This is a genomic window from Companilactobacillus miaonis, from assembly GCF_036913615.1.
Taxonomy (GTDB): Bacteria; Bacillota; Bacilli; order Lactobacillales; family Lactobacillaceae; genus Companilactobacillus.
Genome location: NZ_JAYKTX010000002.1, coordinates 239,052 through 256,771, shown reverse-complemented (window position 1 = coordinate 256,771; position 17,720 = coordinate 239,052). Strand labels below are relative to the sequence as shown.

Annotated in this window: 18 protein-coding genes and 1 tRNA gene; 4 read left to right on the top strand and 15 right to left on the bottom strand. The window is 35.7% G+C overall.

The window, feature by feature from the left end:
• Positions 1-131: 131 nt before the first annotated feature.
• The 11 genes from U8521_RS02845 to U8521_RS02795 form a co-directional block, all read right to left on the bottom strand.
• Positions 132-1,001, bottom strand: coding sequence for a DegV family protein (locus tag U8521_RS02845; RefSeq protein ID WP_334351807.1), 870 nt, complete (start codon positions 999-1,001; stop codon positions 132-134).
• 352 nt (positions 1,002-1,353) lie between these two features.
• A complete protein-coding gene (locus U8521_RS02840) occupies positions 1,354-2,181 on the bottom strand; it encodes an SLAP domain-containing protein (RefSeq protein WP_334351806.1) in 828 nt (275 codons plus the stop codon).
• Positions 2,182-2,272: 91 nt separating this feature from the next.
• Positions 2,273-3,070, bottom strand: coding sequence for a CAP domain-containing protein (locus tag U8521_RS02835; RefSeq protein ID WP_334351805.1), 798 nt, complete (start codon positions 3,068-3,070; stop codon positions 2,273-2,275).
• 26 nt (positions 3,071-3,096) lie between these two features.
• Positions 3,097-4,884: an SLAP domain-containing protein gene (locus U8521_RS02830; protein ID WP_334351804.1), complete on the bottom strand. Its 1,788-nt coding sequence runs from the start codon at positions 4,882-4,884 to the stop codon at positions 3,097-3,099.
• A gap of 46 nt (positions 4,885-4,930) precedes the next feature.
• A complete protein-coding gene (locus U8521_RS02825; protein ID WP_334351803.1) occupies positions 4,931-5,719 on the bottom strand; it encodes an SLAP domain-containing protein in 789 nt (262 codons plus the stop codon).
• A 185-nt stretch (positions 5,720-5,904) separates the two neighbouring features.
• Positions 5,905-7,434: a glutamate/gamma-aminobutyrate family transporter YjeM gene (gene yjeM / locus U8521_RS02820; protein WP_334332730.1), complete on the bottom strand. Its 1,530-nt coding sequence runs from the start codon at positions 7,432-7,434 to the stop codon at positions 5,905-5,907.
• A gap of 35 nt (positions 7,435-7,469) precedes the next feature.
• Entirely contained in the window at positions 7,470-8,900 is a 1,431-nt protein-coding gene (locus U8521_RS02815; RefSeq protein ID WP_334351802.1) for a C69 family dipeptidase, read from the bottom strand.
• Positions 8,901-8,909: 9 nt separating this feature from the next.
• Positions 8,910-9,236, bottom strand: coding sequence for a heavy metal-binding domain-containing protein (locus U8521_RS02810; RefSeq protein WP_334351801.1), 327 nt, complete (start codon positions 9,234-9,236; stop codon positions 8,910-8,912).
• A gap of 378 nt (positions 9,237-9,614) precedes the next feature.
• Positions 9,615-9,791 carry a CsbD family protein gene (locus U8521_RS02805; RefSeq protein ID WP_334332733.1) on the bottom strand — a complete coding sequence of 59 codons (177 nt, stop codon included), beginning with the start codon at positions 9,789-9,791 and terminating at the stop codon, positions 9,615-9,617.
• 348 nt (positions 9,792-10,139) lie between these two features.
• Positions 10,140-10,211, bottom strand: a tRNA-Gln gene (locus tag U8521_RS02800).
• Between the two features lie 140 nt (positions 10,212-10,351).
• Entirely contained in the window at positions 10,352-10,642 is a 291-nt protein-coding gene (locus tag U8521_RS02795) for a hypothetical protein (protein ID WP_334333237.1), read from the bottom strand.
• Between the two features lie 275 nt (positions 10,643-10,917).
• Here U8521_RS02795 and U8521_RS02790 point away from each other — a divergent pair, with 275 nt between their 5' ends.
• Both U8521_RS02790 and U8521_RS02785 read left to right on the top strand, forming a co-directional pair.
• A complete protein-coding gene (locus U8521_RS02790) occupies positions 10,918-11,802 on the top strand; it encodes a hypothetical protein (RefSeq protein WP_334351800.1) in 885 nt (294 codons plus the stop codon).
• Between the two features lie 77 nt (positions 11,803-11,879).
• A complete protein-coding gene (locus U8521_RS02785) occupies positions 11,880-12,488 on the top strand; it encodes a histidine phosphatase family protein (RefSeq protein WP_334351799.1) in 609 nt (202 codons plus the stop codon).
• A 22-nt stretch (positions 12,489-12,510) separates the two neighbouring features.
• Here the strand turns inward: U8521_RS02785 and U8521_RS02780 are convergent, their stop codons facing one another.
• Together U8521_RS02780 and U8521_RS02775 are read right to left on the bottom strand one after the other, a co-directional pair.
• Positions 12,511-12,753 carry a GlsB/YeaQ/YmgE family stress response membrane protein gene (locus U8521_RS02780; RefSeq protein WP_334333240.1) on the bottom strand — a complete coding sequence of 81 codons (243 nt, stop codon included), beginning with the start codon at positions 12,751-12,753 and terminating at the stop codon, positions 12,511-12,513.
• A 52-nt stretch (positions 12,754-12,805) separates the two neighbouring features.
• A complete protein-coding gene (locus U8521_RS02775) occupies positions 12,806-13,318 on the bottom strand; it encodes a DJ-1/PfpI family protein (protein ID WP_334351798.1) in 513 nt (170 codons plus the stop codon).
• 188 nt (positions 13,319-13,506) lie between these two features.
• Between U8521_RS02775 and U8521_RS02770 the strand changes: the two genes are divergently transcribed.
• Together U8521_RS02770 and U8521_RS02765 are read left to right on the top strand one after the other, a co-directional pair.
• On the top strand, positions 13,507-14,688 hold the full coding sequence (locus tag U8521_RS02770; RefSeq protein WP_334351797.1) for an acetate/propionate family kinase: 1,182 nt from the start codon (positions 13,507-13,509) through the stop codon (positions 14,686-14,688).
• Between the two features lie 236 nt (positions 14,689-14,924).
• The gene (locus U8521_RS02765; RefSeq protein ID WP_442885998.1) at positions 14,925-15,191 is read left to right on the top strand and encodes a SemiSWEET family transporter; all 267 of its coding nucleotides are present in this window, start codon (positions 14,925-14,927) and stop codon (positions 15,189-15,191) included.
• A 53-nt stretch (positions 15,192-15,244) separates the two neighbouring features.
• On the opposite strand, the gene U8521_RS02760 is transcribed toward U8521_RS02765, so the two are convergent.
• A complete protein-coding gene (locus U8521_RS02760; protein ID WP_334351796.1) occupies positions 15,245-16,771 on the bottom strand; it encodes an ABC transporter permease/substrate-binding protein in 1,527 nt (508 codons plus the stop codon).
• Positions 16,771-17,703: an ATP-binding cassette domain-containing protein gene (locus U8521_RS02755; RefSeq protein WP_334351795.1), complete on the bottom strand. Its 933-nt coding sequence runs from the start codon at positions 17,701-17,703 to the stop codon at positions 16,771-16,773. The genes U8521_RS02760 and U8521_RS02755 overlap by 1 nt, the downstream gene beginning before the upstream one ends.
• Positions 17,704-17,720 lie beyond the last annotated feature (17 nt).

Genomic DNA, 17,720 nt, shown 5'->3' with positions numbered 1-17,720 from the left:
CTTAAATTATAACAAAAAAGAAAGCGCTATCTAATCTTTGGAACGATTAGATGCGCTTTCTATCAAAGAAACTACTTTTTCAGCAGCCTCCAAAATTTGTGGAGGTTTTTTTACAATAATAACTAAATAATTTAATTTCTGAATTCAGGACCCATAGCGAAAGCCGCTACGCACCCAACTCCAGTATGGCTCGAAATTGTCATCCCAATTGGATAAATCTGAATATCCGCTTGGCTGATTTGGTCAATTATCCGCTCCTTAACGATTTTAGCAGCATCATAATCGCCACTGGTCGTGATAATAATTGGTTGTCCCTGATCACTTTGCATAGCAGCAACAATTTTATCCGCCAATTCGAGTAACGATTTCTTCCGTGTCCGCGTCTTTGAAACCATTCGTAACTTGCCATCAGCATCCACGTCCAAAATGGGTTTGACTTTCAACAGAGTCCCCAAAGCGGCTGAGGTTCTTGAAATACGACCACCGTGATACAGGTAATTCAAGTTGTCAACAGTAAACCACTGTTGTAAGCGTAATTTATTTAAGTCAAACCAGTTAACTAATTCATCCAGCGTGGCACCAGCTTTTTGGAGTCTAATCGCGGCTAAAACTAATTGCCCTTCACCACCACTAGCAGCTAAAGTATCAACAATTCTAATATCAGCTTGGGGATTTGATTCCAAAAGAATTTCTCTAGCTTGATTGGCGCTGGACAATGAACCACTTAAACCACCAGAAAATCCTACATAGACAATTGGAATATCCTTTTCGACATATTTTTTAAAGAATTCCAAATATTCCCCAACATTTACTTGCGTTGTCGTCGGCATTGCGCCAGATAAAATTTCTTGATAAAAATCATTAATGTCTAAACTTTGACCCAAGTCGTTGGCGAGATCTCGATCACCAACTTTGGTATGAAAGTAAATTACGTCTACCCCACTGTCTTTCAAAGTTGCCAAGGGTAAATCACATTCAGAGTCTGTCAGTATTTGATACATCTTTTCACCTCTTAAAATTAAGTTCATTTAAGCTAAATAGGTCACCGACTAATAATACCATTTATTTTAGTTATGTAAACCATATTATCTAGTTTTTAAAACTAGATTGTTGACAATTTAATATTTTAGCACAACAAAAAAGCCCAGAAATCAATTGATTTCTGAACTTTTAACTTGTACTACGGACACGGGCATGTCACATAGTCATAAACGATATAGAGGAAATATTCGGAATCATCTGATTCCATTAACAGTATACGACTTGCCCTCGTCACGATATGTCAAAATCCCAGTTTATCCGAAAATAATTGGATAAACTGGAACTTTTTGACTTTTAAACTCTAAACCTTAATTATTTAACATCGAATGATGAAAGCCATTCGTTTGTAGCAACACGATACATTGTCTTACCGTTAATAGTAGCAGTTTGGTCAGTTAACCAAGAAGTATTACCGGCTAAGGCACGATTATTAATCTTTTTGCCATCTTTTGTAAACAAAGCAGAATCCCACTTTGTAGTTACAACATTTTTACTATCTTTTTCTTGAACACCATATCGACTATCAATCCAAATATTTGTACCAATACGGTAATATGTTTCACCCATTCTGTACATCTTACGATCTACTTTCCAAGATGATCCAGCTGGAATATAAGTATACTCATCTGTTCCTGGCACGTTAATTCCATTTCCTTTATCATCCCAAGCAAATAACTTACGAGTCAAAGTTACTGTAGCTGAATAAGGTGTACCGAGAGTTTTATTTTTATTAATAGTCTCGGTAGTAGTTGGTATATAAGTTGGTGTGGTATATACATAAGCACCATCGTTATCAAGATCTAGTTCATAATAACCATCAGAATTATTTTTATAACCATCAATCGTTGGTGCAGCAAATCTAACAATACCTTTAGAATTTACTTTTAATCCTTCAACAGAAATAGGAATTGCATTTCCACTTTCAAGACTGTCCTCTGAAGTCCAAATCTCAGCATTGATAGTTCCATGTAAAGTGTAGGTTCCATCACCATTGTCAGTATAAGTTGCATCTGGTTTATCTAGAGTACCATCTGGTTCTGAGTATGCTTGAACAGTAGTCGTCTCGATAGGTGCAACAAATGGCGCAACAGTTAAAAGCATAGCTGCAGTAACTCCTAAATATTTAACAAATTTCTTCATAATGAAATTCCCCCATAAATATATAAATTTTTAACACATTAAAGATAACATTTGACCACGACACTACTTGTCATTGGAAAAAATAATTTAATTATTTTACAGAATCTTTGGAGATAAATTTGGTATTTGGATTTGTACCGATATAATTATAAACACTCATATATCCAGAATAATCATTTGTCCATTCAGAATTAAACGCAACTGCATTATCTGACATACCTAATGCTGCTGGTGAACCTGTATATATTAGCTCAGCACGATGCCCAAAATGTCCAACTTGATTTTTGGAAGTTATATTATTATATTCGTCATACCAAGCCTGAAAAATTTGCCAGGCAGTATCTTTATCAGAAACTCCCATCGCTAGGTAATAATCGAAGCCAGGTAAGTGTAAATTTTCACCCACGTTTCTTGTCCCAGTAGAGTGATCTAACGTATCACCAACTTGTTGATAAGCACGAAGATTAGCGTATTCAAACATATCTTCCGAAAATGCAATTTGTGGTGTTCCATTTGCAGCATGTAAGGCATTAACATATTTAATAAAATAGTCATTTATTCTACGAATATTAGGAATGTATTTAGGATTTGGATTACTTTTATCATAGATTTTTGTTGTAGATGATGATTTTAAAAACTCATTGGTTGCTACACGATAATACGTTTCACCATCGTGATAGAACACTCGATCAACAAGCCAATTTGTTCCTGGTGCTAAAGCCCTGTTTGTAATCAAATCACCTTTCTCAGTATAAAGCTTTGAAATACTGTTTTTAGTACTTGTAACTTTTGAAGCAGCAGCGGAGACGTCTTGTTGTGAAACAAACAATGCTCCGGTTAAGGCAATTGTCAATGATGCAGCAAGCGTGATTAGTTTATTAAATTTCATGGTTATCCCCTTTTCACAAAATTTTATTATTTAATATCTCTAGCAGCAATCCATTCGTCAGTTGCGACACGATACATCAATTGATTGTTGATTGTAGCCGTTCTGTCGGTTCTCCAAGCGCTGTTTGAGGCAAGGATGCGATTTGTAATCTTCTTACCTTGTGAATCGTACAATGCTGCATCGTTCTTAGTTTCGATAACAGAATTTATAACATTTACTTCTAGGCCTTTTTCTTCTTTGACCCATTCGTTTGTTGCTACACGATAATATGTTTCACCGTCGATAGTCTTTTCTTGGTCAACTCTCCAAGTTGAATTTGCACTAAGTTGACGGTTGGTGATCAATTTACCATCAGCTGTGTACAACTTTGTACTTGAGATTGTTGCATATACTGCGTGATGTTCTACAGCTGGAGTTGTTTTGTGTTCATCTTTGTTTGTTTCTGTTGTTTCGTTTTTATTATTATCTGTTGTTGGTTTTGTATTTGTATTAGTATTGTTATTTGTGTTTGTAGTTGTTCCTGTAGAACTACCTGTATTCGTATTATCTGCTACAGTTGTTCCGGTTGATCCTTCTGTTTTAATATTTGTGGCTTTACTGCCAGCTGGCAATACTACAACATCTTTTTTGGCGATTTGTTTTGACTTACCTTCTAAGTAATAATTCCAAGTACCATTTCCTTTAACAGGATTTTCTTGATAATGAATCCCAAAATGGAATGTAACTCCTTTTCCACCTTTTTGTAAGATAAGTGTATCAATTTCAGCAGCAGAAAGATTTCTTGTGAGATTGCCATCATTAGCTGTTGCTGTGGCAAATACCTCATAATGATCATTATCGAAGAATGGATCATTCGTATTATTAAATTTCATAAAGAATTTAGTAGAATCACCGAATTCTCCATAAAAGTCACTCTTTGGGGTTAAAGCATTCGTTGGCATATGGAACCAGCCATCTGATCCTACAATATAGATTGTATGGTAGTCATCCATGGTTAGAAAATCATCTTTGGAAAGAACGATAGAATCTTTCATATCATTAATCCATTTTTGAGCATGAGTCTTTTGTTCAGCTGTAATATTAGAAGAATTTGGAAGACTTTCTTGTCCCTTTTTATCTGAATATATTGGATCTACTGGATAGGCTTCTAGGTTCTCTGTTGAGGTAGATGTTGATGAATCATTTTTTGTGTATGTTGGAACTCCACCGGGTAATGTGATGCCTGTTGGCTTATTTGTTTTAGGATCTCTAACGACATTAATTTTTATATATTCTTGATCTGACTTGTATCCTTGAATATATGGTAATGCAACATATTCTCCTTCATAAAGAGTATTACCAACGAATCCCAATTCATCATAAGAAATTTGAATTTGCTTATTTCCTAACATTACTGGAAAGGTACCAGTAAGATAATTTATAGGTTGACCATCTTCGTCAGTATGATCTTGGCTATACCCTTTTGTATACGATGTTTTATAAACTCCACCAGCAACTTCATTACTTTCATTTGTTTCAGTAGTATCTTTTGTATCTGTATCTACTTCATTATTTGTATCTGATTCAGTACTATCTTTTTCTGAATCGGTAATAGCATTCGAATTAGTGTCAGTATTTTCAGATACATCCTTAGCATTATCATCTTTAGTTGTATCAACACTAGAATTACTTTCCTCAGTACTCTTAGCATTGGCATTTACTGTTGTATCAGCATTATTATCAGCAGCAGAAACTGTCATAACTGGTGCAGCGATTGGAGCAACTGCCAATAGTGTTGCGGCTGCGATTCCAACATATTTAACTCTTTTATCCATAAAAATAATCCCCCAAATTAACTTTTAATAATTTTTTAATAATTTTCTAAAAGAATCTAGCAACATTGCTAGAACTTAACCATTCATTGGTAGCGACACGAAACATTTCTTTTCCGTTAATCCATGCTCGTCTGTCGTACTTCCATCTAGTATTAGCTGCTAAAGCACGATTCGAAATCTTTTGACCAAACGAATTGTACAGGGCTGATTGTCCCTTAGTTTCCACAACATGTTTCTCTAAAGTCACAGTCAAGCCATCGTTAGAACTCAACCACTCATTTGTGGCAATTCTATAATAGGTAATACCATTAATACGTTTTTGTTGATCAACATGCCAAATAGTTGAATTCGACAAACTTTTTGATGTTGGATTACCATTGTCATCAAAGACTTTAGCATTCCTTGCAAGCTCAAATATGAAACTAATTTTAGTAGCCGCATCATTTGTAGTAGACACGTTGCCATTTCTCGTATAATAAAGATTAGTTATTAACGAATATCCTTTTGACGTTCTTAGAAAGGCAATTTGTTTATAATTTGGTACATATCCATTAATAAATGGTGCTGTCACACTATCAATTTCTCCAACTTTTGAAGCATAAACCCAAGTAGGTGTCCAAACTTTTTTGCCACCATCATCAGTCGAGGCATAAAATCCTAAATTAGCTGGTCCATTTTCAGCGACATCAATATCAAAATCCAAATAACTTTTCACGCCCGTGTTAGTAGCTTGCGTAATTGTTTCTGCGGAAACATTTGTTATCGGTGTTATAATAGGTGCAACCGATAACAACATTGCAGCCGCAACCCCTGCATATTTAATACGTTTATCCAATACTTAACCCTCCAATCATTTAAATTACACTAAGATATTAGCATTGAGGGTCGTCACTATATGACATTTGGAAATCAAAATGAAATTTTTTTTAAAAAAAACCAAAAAAATTGCTAAATAATTTTTTAAAGCAAAAAAAAGACCCAGAAATCATATAGATTTCTGAGTCTTTTTATATATCTTGGTTAATTTGTTGCATCTGCAGTTTCGGATGCTTTTTCTTTAGTTTTATGTTCATATCTGTAATACAGAATGAACCCGATTAATCCAAATACTACCGGTCCAATGATTGTCCAAAGGGCATCTGTATAAGCTCCTTCAACGATTGGTTGTACCAAGGTAAAGATGATAGCAAATGCGAGAACTAAGAACACGATAATACTTACGGTCCACATAGCTTTTTTATTCTTATAGAACAAATATGGCTTTTCGATATCTTTGTTTAAATTAAAGAATGGATAGGCACCAACTAAGAACAAATATGGAACTGTTGTTGAAACGTTAGCCATCAATGTCAAAACGTTGTATAGGGCTTTAGCATTCTTACCACCCATATCAACGATCAAAATCAAAACGATAACAACAATAGCTTGAATCCACATTGCATAAGCTGGCATACCGTGTTTGTTTAATTTAGTAACCTTTTCAGGCCAAAAGTCTTTTGGTGTACCTAACACGAATGACTTCAATGGTGAATAAATCAACACAAAGAAGGAACCCATGTAAAGGATAAACATGTCAAAACCTGTGAAACGTGCTAACCACTTACCAAGCGTTAAGGCAGCAGTTGTTCCCATTCCGGTATGGATACCAAATTGATATCCAAGGTTACTCATCATAACATAAGTAATATTTCCTAAGTTAACGTTACCTTTAGAAATAACTGAATTCCAGTTGGCACTCATAGCCCAACAAAGAATTGTCAATGAATAAAGTACGGTAATGATAATAGCTGAGATCAAAACACCACGTGGAAAATCACGTTTAGGATTCTTCATACTATCAGTCACACCACCGACTGATTCCATACCACCGTATGCGAAGATTGCATAAACGATGAATGAGACCATCCCGAGTGGTGAGGCAAAAGCAGGATTAGCCGAATGGATAAATGTATCTAATCCTTGAATTGGTTCTGCAGTGTGAAAGCCTGACATGAAAAGAACTGCCAAACTCAAAACGAAGAAAATAACTTGTAATAGGATCATCATGATACCACCGAAGTTAGAAACTTTAGTGATTTTTTCGATTCCTTGTGTAGCTGTAAATGTAACAAAAATGATCCAAAGAACGGCTAAAATACCGATAACTTGTGTGGCGCTAAGACCAAACATCCCCCAAGTTTGAGTTGTATCATGGCCTGCAAAAGTTGTAGACAACGGAATCCAAACTTTAGAAGAAGTTGAAACTAGCCAAACTTCCCATGAAGCTAACCACATGAATGTACCGATAAAAGCCCATTTTGCTCCAACAGCTCCATCGATCCAAGAATAAATTCCACCTTTTGCTTCATTAAAAGCGGAACCATATTCGGCCATCATAAATCCTACTGGTAGGAAGAAGAATACAGCCGCGAAAACGTACCAAATAATACTTGCCAATCCCATCTGTTCATAAGCAACAGTTGTATTAGCGAAACCAAAGATTGCCGTGAAAATCATCATGATCAAACTAAATAGTGTGATTGATTTTTTTGGCGAAACACTATCATTCATTTTTTTAAACCCCTCATTTATTTAAATGTATGAATCTATAGATTCATATCTGTTTTAAAGTTAAGAGGTGAAAAATCAGTCGAGTCCGTAATTAACTGAGCAATAAGCTCTTTATAGCCATCAAGTGAGATTTTTGCCATCTCAAATGAAGCCTTAGTTAAGTAATTAGGTAATTTATCATCATCTATTTTTAAGCTTTGGTTATCAAAATCCAACAACTTCTTGCGAAGCGTGATATTGATCTCCGCTTGCTTATCTTGGAACATTTTTCCAAGTTCTTTATAGTGGCCGTCCAATAAAACCCCAGCCAATTTATATGTCCAATAAGCTGACTTACTGTCGTATGGCAACTCACCTAGTTTGTATTCTTCTGGTGTGTCGGTGATTCCCATATAGAAAGGAACATAGACACTTTGCGAAGCTACACCCATGGCTAACCATTGCACACATCCAACTTCAGGTGCCAAATTAGGTCTGATTTGTAGAACATGTGATTCTTGAGTTTTAGCCAAACTAATTGGACGAAAACGTTTATTATCTTTTGATTCATTCAATGGATCATAAGGCGTCTTTTGGAAATGTGAAGACAAGAAGTATTGAGCATCGTCAACACTCAACAAGCGATTGGCTTTCTTGATGAAAGATAAGTTTTCACTCTCAGGACTTTCATCCGTCTTGCCAGAAAACTCTTGTTGTCCCCACCAAACACGTGGCGTACTATAAATCTCATCGGATAAATCATGTGTGCCAAATATTTCACGGAAGTTGAAAGTATTTGGACAGCTATTCAAATGATTTTTTTCAACAAATTCTTTAATATCTTGACGATATAAGAAATTATTTTCGTCATCAAAATCAATCTCTTGAATAGCTAATTGGTTGGCTACCACAGCGTAGCTATCGTCGGGAATACGCTGTGCTACCCAATAATGACCTGATCCACTTTCGAAGTACCAAACCTCATCTTTATCTGAGAATAAGACTCCGTTAGTTTCACAAGTTCCGTATTGTTCAATAATCTTACCTAAGCGTAAAACGCCTTGTCTTGCAGTCTTTACGTAAGGCAAAACTACCGTGATCATTGCTTCCTCACCAATACCATTTTCAACAAGGGGATCAACGCCTAAAACACGTTGGTTCGAATAAGCACTTTCGGTCGCACTCATACCAACGCCAAATTCGTTAAATCCATCCTCTTCAAACAATCCTTCTTTGAAGGTCCATTCAGGAGTGGCAGAATATTTATTGCGAATTTTAGGCAGGTCCATTTGAAAATCATTGGCTTTAGAAACAAATTTTTGTTCATCGGTATATTCTTTGTGAGCATGAATCACAAAATGTTTAGGCCAGGAAGCTTTAGCATCTTCATTTCGGCCAATAATAGTTGAACCATCAACTGTAGCTTTCTTACCTATTAAAATGCTCGTACATGCTGACAAAGAACTTTTATTATATTCTAGAGCCATTCAATCACCTTACTTAAATTTTACTGCGGTACCATATGCTGCAACTGTTTCCATATCTGCACTGATCGAATCGGAATCAAAACGCATCATTACTACGGCATCAGCTCCCATGTCTTGCGCGTTTTTTCTCAAACGACTAATTGCAATATCACGGGCTTCAGTTAGTAATTCTGTGTAAGCTTTGATTTCGCCACCGACAATGTTTTTGAATCCAGCACCGATATTTTTAACTACATTTTTGGATTGTGTTGTTAGTCCAAACACTTCACCAATAATTTCGTAATCGTGTCCTGGGATATGTTCAGTTGTAGTCACTAATATCTCGCTTTTCTCCATTAATTCACCTCACAAAAATATTTATTTCACTCCATTTAATAATGTAACACAATCTTTTGATTTTATGAGCAGTATCATGAAAAAACAAGCAAAACTTGTTGTTCTTTATTGAGGGGTAGTTAGATACCGTCTTCCGCAACAGACTAGATCCTATTCTTTGCTGTTAATTAGTAAATTTCTAAATAGATTCGACTCTATTCATAATTTGTACTTGAATAAATTTAACAGTACATAAGAATCAAAATTATGTATCTTCAATAAATATTTTTTACTTCTAAATTAATAAAACAAAAAAATCGTACTAATAAATTTCATTAATACGATCTTTTTGCTGTATTGCATAATAGATTAATCTAAAGAAAGATAATCCATATTTAATTATTTCTCATTAACTTTTTGGGCAACTTTATCAACTACCTCATCAGCTTTATCTTTAGCCTTGCCGATAGCCTCTTGAGCTTTACCCTTTAATTCTTTTTTATCATCACCAGAAGCTTTACCTACTACTTGATTCGTCTTACCTTTGACTACATCTTTTTTACTTTCAATACTCATAATAAAACTCCTCTCATATGTTTATGATTAAAGTTTATCAAGTTACCAGTAAAACGAGCAAAGTTTCTGCACAGACCTAATTGATTGTCAGGACAGCTTGACAAATGAAATAAATCACCACGACAACAATAAAAACTTTTACGATCATCAAATTGAAATTGACTCTCTCGGCCTTTCTTCTGCGATGTAATCTATCAACTCTCGTCATCTGTCACACCTACTTTCCTTATACAACTTTATTTTATAATAGTTATATTTTAACAGTGCTTTTTTAAAGAAAGCTTAAAAATTTCAATCAAAAAAATCGCTAGCTTTAACTAACGATTTTGAAATCACGCTTATTTAATATTGGGCATATTGGGTTCGAACCAATAAATTGCGGATTCAGAGTCCGCTGCCTTACCATTTGGCGAATGCCCATTAACAACAAAATGTTACAAAAAACACACTTCAATGTCAATAGAAATTCGTTATTAGGTATAAATAAAACTGTTTTTAGGTTAAAAATTACAAAAAAAAGGACCCTCATGACCTCTCAGTCAGATGAATCCTTCAAAAAATCACTTTTTATCCTCATTTGTATCACTTGCTGCATGTGAATCCAATATCTTAATTGATTTATCGATTGATTCAAATATATCGGTATTCAAAAGTTCAATAATTGGACTCAATCTTTTATATTCATTCGCTAACATATTTTTATTTTCATGCTCATCGTCAACGCGCTTCAGTTTTAAATTGTAATCCATCAACGCATTGATTCTGATCTTCGAGTCATCTAATTCACATAAAAGATCATCAATTTGATCCATATCATAAGTCCTGGTTGCTCTTTTTTCTTTAGCATCCATAATATAATTCCTTCTTTTATCTTCATTTAGAAAATTTAGGCTTCAGGTTTTCCTCCCTCATGTCTTTACACTTTCATTCTAGTATCTGATAGTGAGATGTCTAGACCATTCTCCATATTGTAAACTTACAATCAGTTTTAAGATATCAGTACTAATATTCCAATAATATATTAAAAATATTTACAATAATTATTTCTATATGTTAGAATTAGCTAGTTTTGCTGAAAAAATAAATTATTTTTTCAAGATTTTATTCAAAAGGGATTGAAAGAGACATGGATTTAAATACAATCGAGAAAAGAAATTATCTGATTGGATTCTTACTAATTATCTTTATGGTTGCCAGTGCAACTTTCTTAAATGACTTAGAAATTATTTTACCAGAAATTGGTGCTTTAACTGCCGGGACCTGGATTTACCAAAATGGCGGCTGGATCAATCAACCTTCGAAAATCTTCTTTGCCCCTTCCGGGACTGCCATTATCGGCTTCTTGATCAATCAATTGTCAATTTCATACGCTCAAAAAGTTCTTTTAGGTTTGATCCTAATGCTCTTGCTCTTAAAAGTATTGAAATCAAATTTGGCGCCATCATTTGCGACTGGACTACTACCTATAATTATCAACGCGACCCACTGGTCTTTTATCGTAGCTATTTTGTTATTTACTTTAATACTAACTTGCGGGGTCTTCATTCAAGGAAATTACAAACAAACTGACCCTAGCGCCGCTATCAAAAAGCACCATATGGCGCTCTTTTCAATCATGGCCGTCATTTGGGTCAGTGGCGTTTGGTTCTTTGGTTTCTCTCAAATGGCCGCTATCCCACCTGTGATGGTAGTTTTCTTTGAAGTCCTGCAAAAGCCTTCATACAGTTGGCAAATGGGAATCAAACACTTTATTGCACTAGTTGGTGCGGCAAGTATCGGCTTTTTAGTGCATAGCGTAATTGCTTCCTGGTTAATTACGACAATTATTGCTTTACCATTAGTTTTCTTATTATTACAATTACTGAAGATCAAACTTCCAGCTGCTTTTGCCTTTCCACTACTCGCTTTAGTTTTGCCAGCGAAGATGTTTTCGATGTTACCAATCACTGCAGCTGTCGCAGCACTCTTCTTTTTGGGCTCAGTTGTCATCATCAAAAATATTTCTAATTAAAAAATTAATTGCTAAGAAGTTTGCAATGTAAGCGTATTAATGAAATACTTAAATCATATTAATTAAGGAGAGGTATCATGGTCGAATTATACATTGTCAGACACGGTGAAACTGACACTAATTACACCGGTCGAATCAACGGCTCAGCAACAGACTTGAATTTAAACGAAACTGGTAAAAAACAAGTTAATTATTTGAAAGAACAATTGAACATTGCAGATTTTGATGAGATTATTGCCAGCCCCCTCAAACGTGCTCAAGAAACTGCGGAAATTTTGAATCAAGATAAATTAAAGATTCAAACCGATGACCGCCTGCGCGAAATCAATTATGGTGACTGGGACGGAGCCGTCGCTGCTGAGGTCGAAAAAGATTATCCACAGTGTTTCAGCGAAAATGGCTACTTCAAGAGCAATTACTCTGACTACACAAAGAATGCTGAAACATATCAGGAAGTTTTAGAACGCCTCCAATCATTCATCGATGATATGGCAAAAAAAGATAGTGAGAAAATTCTTGTCTCGTGTCACGGATTCGTTACTCGTTCGTTCATTCAATTAGTAACAAACGCCCCTGATATTGATGATATCCTAGAGGTTCCAAATGCTTCCGTAACTAAAATTAAAATTTCTGATAAAACGCATCGTACGTACTTAGGCTATGTTGGTCGTTTAGAAAGCATCTAAAAAAGGTAAATCCATTGTGGATTTACCTTTTTTCAAATATTACAGAAACAACTGCTACTAAGATAATCGAACCAATCAATGAAGGAATCAAATACATTCCTGCCAATTGTGGTCCCCAAGAACCGAGTAACCACTCACCTAGTGCTGATCCAACGATACCAGCAAGTATATTACTAAAACAGCCCATCGATTCACCACGATTAGTAATACCGCCAGCAATGGCACCAATGATAGCACCAACAATTAAGACCCATAACCAATGCATAATTCAGCCTCCTCAATGTTCTTATAATAGAATATTAATAAATTTCTGTAAACTAGACTGTAATACCGTATTTTTGACAATATTCAAAATAACCATTGTCGTAAAACTCAGCCAAAGCCTTGACCGTCTTATCTGAAGTGAAATCAACCATCTTTAAGACAGCATCAGCAAATTCGTTCCCCAAAGCAGTTTTAGCGGCAACCAAGTTTGACTCAGCGTACAGTTCATCTGTTAGTAAACGTTCACTCACTTGGTGATTGCTAACTAAGTAGTCAACTACTTCTCCGATTGCTGCGAGTGGTTGTTGTTTTTTGATTCTTAAATCGATTATTTCGCTCAAAGCAGGATCAAACTTGCCGCCAATTAGAACTAACAAGTCACAATCCTTTGGTAAATCTTCAATTGTATAATCGACCTTAGTTTTGAATCCCCCCGTTGAAACTATTTCAGAATTTGTGGCAGCCGTTTTGACTGTCCATTCTGAGTTTTGATTCAAACGACTAGATAAATATGGTCCCTCCCAGTCGACATTTTCATCTAGTACGAAAAAAACTGCGGTTTTCATTGTTAATCTCCCAAGATAAGTTTTTATAGCGCAATTTTAACTATAATAAACTTTTATGATTTTACGCAAGTGATATTGTTCGAAAAACAATTTTTTCATCAGTGACAATTGTTGCAATGATGAAGAGATTTATATAACATAATTACTGGTTAGATTTTCATTAAATAAAAGAAAAGAGTGGTTTTGTAATGCAAAAAAACTTAATTGTCAATGCTGGTAGTTCATCGTTAAAATGGAAATTATTCGAAATGCCCTCCGAAACAGTCCTTGCCAGTGGCGATGTGCAAAGAATCAACTTACCTGAGTCATTATTTAGAATCAAATATAATGGTAAGAAGAGTCAAATGACCAAAGATAAATTAACTCAAACACAGGCCGCTCAACTGGTCTTTGATGAATTACAAAAGTTAGCAATCATCCATGATCTTTCCGAAATAACTGCCGTTGCTCATCGAGTTGTTGCTGGTGGTCAAATCTTCAAACATGCCGTTGAGATCACTCCTGAAGTTTTAACACAAATCAAGCAACTCAGTGACTTCGCTCCATTGCACAATCCGATGGAAGCTAAAGGGATTGAAACAATGGCTCAGACCCTACCTAATGCAGTCCAATATGCCGTTTTCGATAGTCAATTCTTTACCGATCTACCTGAGAAAAACGCGATTTACAGTTTACCTTATGAATTGACTAAGAAATACCAAATCCGTCGTTATGGAGAACATGGAATTTCTCACACTTATTTGACCGGACGTGCTAGTGAATTATTAAAGATCTCACAAGATAAAATCAATTTAGTTACGATGCACTTGGGTAGTGGTGCCTCACTCGCCGCCGTCAAAAATGGAAAAGCTTATGATACTTCAATGGGATTCACGCCTCTAAATGGTGTTACGATGGGAACACGTTCCGGAGACATCGATCCAGCATTGATTCCTTATTTAATGAGAGAATTAAATTTAAGTGATCCTGAAGAAGTAATGAATATTTTCAATCAAAAATCAGGATTGCTTGGAATTTCAGAATTTTCTTCTGATATGCGTGATATCAAAGCTCAAGAAGATACTAATCCTCAGGCAAAATTAGCTATCGACGTGTTCATTAACCGAGTTGTCAAGTATGCCGGAAGTTTTCTAGCTGAACTACAACAAGCTGATGCATTAGTCTTCGCCGGTGGAATTGCCGAACACAATCCATGGCTACGAAAAAGAGTTATCGATGAGCTTGCAATTTTTGGTGTAAAACTTGATGACAAGCTCAACGAAGCAAATGATGAAGGCATCATCAGTAGCCCTGATTCAAAAATCAAAGTTATGTTAATTCCAACTGACGAAGAATTAATGATGGTTCGTCAAGTTGCTGCATTGCAATAAACATGTGATAAATTAATAGACCAAGGTAATCAAAAAAGATTATCTTGGTCTATTTTAATGGCCCCAGCTTTTGTTTCATGAAACATCGTCTTGATTGACAATACGATATGTCTAGTTTATATTGCATGGTGTAGTCAATATATTGGATTTAATTGTTAAAATAATGACTCGGTCCAAATAATCCTGAAGACAAAAAAAGCTGTGAATTCGGAAAGGAAGTCAATTATTTGCAGAGGATTAGTTCAGAAAAAGTAGATAGAATTGGAACGATTGCTAGTGCCATGTCCGTTCTAATGTATGTTTCATACATTCCACAGATTATCTCTAACTTGTCGGGGAGTAAGGGAAACCCTATTCAACCACTCGTTGCTTTTATAAACTGCACCATTTGGACAGCCTATGGCTTACTCAAAAAAGAAAAGGATTGGCCAATCATTTGGGCTAACATCCCCGGAATCTTTCTTGGAGCTGCAACATTTATCACAGCAATTTTTAATTTTTAAGAGCAAAAATGGAATCGATTTAGGAAGAAACTCCTAATTGATTCCATTTTTTATTATTTCAATAAACCATGTTTAACAAGATAATCTCTTGCGACAACACTGGCTTTTTTATTTTTAACTGTAACTTGATAATTCATATCTTGCATATCTTCCGTCGAAATCTTTCCGGCTAATTTATTCAAACTCTTAACGATACCAGGATTTTCTTTAGCAAATTTTTCATTCATCAAAGGTGCGCCTTGGTAAGGTGGAAAGAAATGTTTATCATCTTTTAAGACAACTAGGTCGTATTGTTCAACTTGTGGGTCAGTCGTATAACCATCGACTAAATTAACCTTCTTGTTGGCAATTGCCTTATAACGCAAACTTGGTTCCATCTTCGTGATTTGAGCAAAGTTAAGATGGTATTTCTTCTTCAAACCTAAATAACCATCTGGTTGATTAGAAAAATCGGGGTCAAAAGCAGCATGAACTTTATTATTGACCCTTTCCAAATCACTCAATTTAGTAACGTTATACTTCTTGGAAAATTCTTTAGTAACAGCTAAATCATAACCATTTTCATACTTCATCGGACGCAAGAAACTCATATTCTCTTGGGTTGCCAGCTGTTTTTTAGCAATCTGATAGATTTTTTCTGGGTCTTTTGGAGTCTTTTTATCGTATTTAACAAGTGCCTCCAAAACTGTTCCCGTGAATTCCGGATAAATATCAACTTGATTTCGTTTTAACGCCTTGTACAAGAATGTCGTTCCACCGAAGTTCGGTTTCAAAGTGATATCAACATTCTTATTGTCTTGTTCAATCAAATCTTTATACATATTCATCAGGATTTCTGGTTCACTACCGAGTTTCCCGGCGATGGTAATCTCAACTGGTTGCGGTTTGACAGCTTGATAAATTTTACTGCCACCAAGGCCAAGAATTAGTAACAAGACTACTATCCCACCAGCATAAATGTGTTTTTTTGACGAACCCATAAATTTTAATAAAGCACTGAAAATAAAAGCTAATAGTGCTGACAAGACACCACCAATAACTAAGTAGTAATTATTGTTCTGTTGAATCCCCAACATGATGTAATCACCTAAACCGCCTGCTCCGATAAAGGCAGCCAAGGTGGCAGTACCAATAATCATGACTAACGCAATTCTGATACCGGAAATTATCATCGGCAAAGCTAATGGAAATTCTAATCGTTGAAGCCTCTTCCATTTTGATAGGCCAAAGGCGACCGCTGCTTCTTCAAGGTTAGGATCAATATTAGTCAAACCAGAATAAGTATTTTGATATAGTGGCATGATTGCGTACATCGTTAAAGCTACCACAGCAGGGACTGTTCCAATTCCGACGATTGGAATCAGTAATCCTAACAGAGCAAGACTAGGAATCGTTTGAATGATCCCGGCAATTTGTAAACCAATTTCTCCAAAACGACGATGATTTCTCAATAAGATTGCTAATGGAATCGCAATCAGCATCGCAATTAATAGTGAAATAAAAGAAATTTCAATATGTTGATACAACGCTTTGAGAATTTCCCCTCGCTGCTCAACAATTGTCTGCATCAACATTTGCATTAGCGACTACCCCCTTCTTGTCCTAAATAAGCAACTAATTCTTGGGCAGTCATGGAATAACTAACATTCTTATATTGAAATTCAAAATGATTTACCTCACCCAATTGATTCATCAGTTGTTTAAATCCAGTAACCACAGGTAATGCATCATTATGAGGAATTTCTGTTAACAAACCTGATTCAATCAAAAATTCCATATCCCACCAATGTGGCGTCTTCGTATCGAAGAATTTTCTAACAAAGTCCGTTGCTGGATGTTGCATGATATCGTGTGGCGTACCGATTTGTTGAATCACACCTTTATTTAAAACCGCAATCCGTTGGCCCATCCGCAGAGCTTCTTGCATATCATGAGTCACAAATACAATCGTCGTTTGAAATTGTTGATGTAGTTTTAAAACTAAATCTTGCGACTTCTTTCTCAAAACTGGATCCAAAGCACTGAAAGATTCATCCATCAAAATTAAACTCGGTTCTGTCGCCAAAGCTCTAATAATAGCAATTCGCTGTTGCTGACCACCAGATAGTTCCGAAGGCATGCGCTTAGCATATTTTTTTGGATCCAACTCAACTGATTCTAGGAGTTCCGCTGCCCGTTGATGACGCTTAGCCTTAGAAACCCCCTTTTGTTCGAGTTGAATAGCAATATTATCTTCAACATTTAGATTGGGAAATAAACTGCTATCTTGGAGAACATAGCCCATATCCAGGCGTAATTTCTGGACATCGTAATCCTTAATTTTACGCTCATTGAAATAGACATCCCCATCAGTTGGAACCGTCAACTGGTTCAGCATTCTCAGCAATGTCGTCTTACCACTACCAGAAGGTCCCACGAGGACAAATAATTCACCGTCATTAATAGTTAAATTGATATCACGCAAAATTGTATTCTGGCCATATCTCATCCCAACGTTCTTATAAGTTATCAATTTATTTCCCCTCTCTA

What these genes read in the sequence shown, in the direction of transcription:
- U8521_RS02810 (WP_334351801.1), bottom strand. Translation starts at nt 9,236, where the DNA reads ATGGAGAAAAGCGAGATATTAGTGACTACAACTGAACATATCCCAGGA.
- U8521_RS02760 (WP_334351796.1), bottom strand. Translation starts at nt 16,771, where the DNA reads ATGCAAATGTTGATGCAGACAATTGTTGAGCAGCGAGGGGAAATTCTC.
- yjeM (WP_334332730.1), bottom strand. Translation starts at nt 7,434, where the DNA reads ATGAATGATAGTGTTTCGCCAAAAAAATCAATCACACTATTTAGTTTG.
- U8521_RS02815 (WP_334351802.1), bottom strand. Translation starts at nt 8,900, where the DNA reads ATGGCTCTAGAATATAATAAAAGTTCTTTGTCAGCATGTACGAGCATT.
- U8521_RS02840 (WP_334351806.1), bottom strand. Translation starts at nt 2,181, where the DNA reads ATGAAGAAATTTGTTAAATATTTAGGAGTTACTGCAGCTATGCTTTTA.
- U8521_RS02770 (WP_334351797.1), top strand. Translation starts at nt 13,507, where the DNA reads ATGCAAAAAAACTTAATTGTCAATGCTGGTAGTTCATCGTTAAAATGG.
- U8521_RS02830 (WP_334351804.1), bottom strand. Translation starts at nt 4,884, where the DNA reads ATGGATAAAAGAGTTAAATATGTTGGAATCGCAGCCGCAACACTATTG.
- U8521_RS02790 (WP_334351800.1), top strand. Translation starts at nt 10,918, where the DNA reads ATGGATTTAAATACAATCGAGAAAAGAAATTATCTGATTGGATTCTTA.
- U8521_RS02845 (WP_334351807.1), bottom strand. Translation starts at nt 1,001, where the DNA reads ATGTATCAAATACTGACAGACTCTGAATGTGATTTACCCTTGGCAACT.
- U8521_RS02805 (WP_334332733.1), bottom strand. Translation starts at nt 9,791, where the DNA reads ATGAGTATTGAAAGTAAAAAAGATGTAGTCAAAGGTAAGACGAATCAA.
- U8521_RS02780 (WP_334333240.1), bottom strand. Translation starts at nt 12,753, where the DNA reads ATGCATTGGTTATGGGTCTTAATTGTTGGTGCTATCATTGGTGCCATT.
- U8521_RS02835 (WP_334351805.1), bottom strand. Translation starts at nt 3,070, where the DNA reads ATGAAATTTAATAAACTAATCACGCTTGCTGCATCATTGACAATTGCC.
- U8521_RS02775 (WP_334351798.1), bottom strand. Translation starts at nt 13,318, where the DNA reads ATGAAAACCGCAGTTTTTTTCGTACTAGATGAAAATGTCGACTGGGAG.
- U8521_RS02795 (WP_334333237.1), bottom strand. Translation starts at nt 10,642, where the DNA reads ATGGATGCTAAAGAAAAAAGAGCAACCAGGACTTATGATATGGATCAA.
- U8521_RS02785 (WP_334351799.1), top strand. Translation starts at nt 11,880, where the DNA reads ATGGTCGAATTATACATTGTCAGACACGGTGAAACTGACACTAATTAC.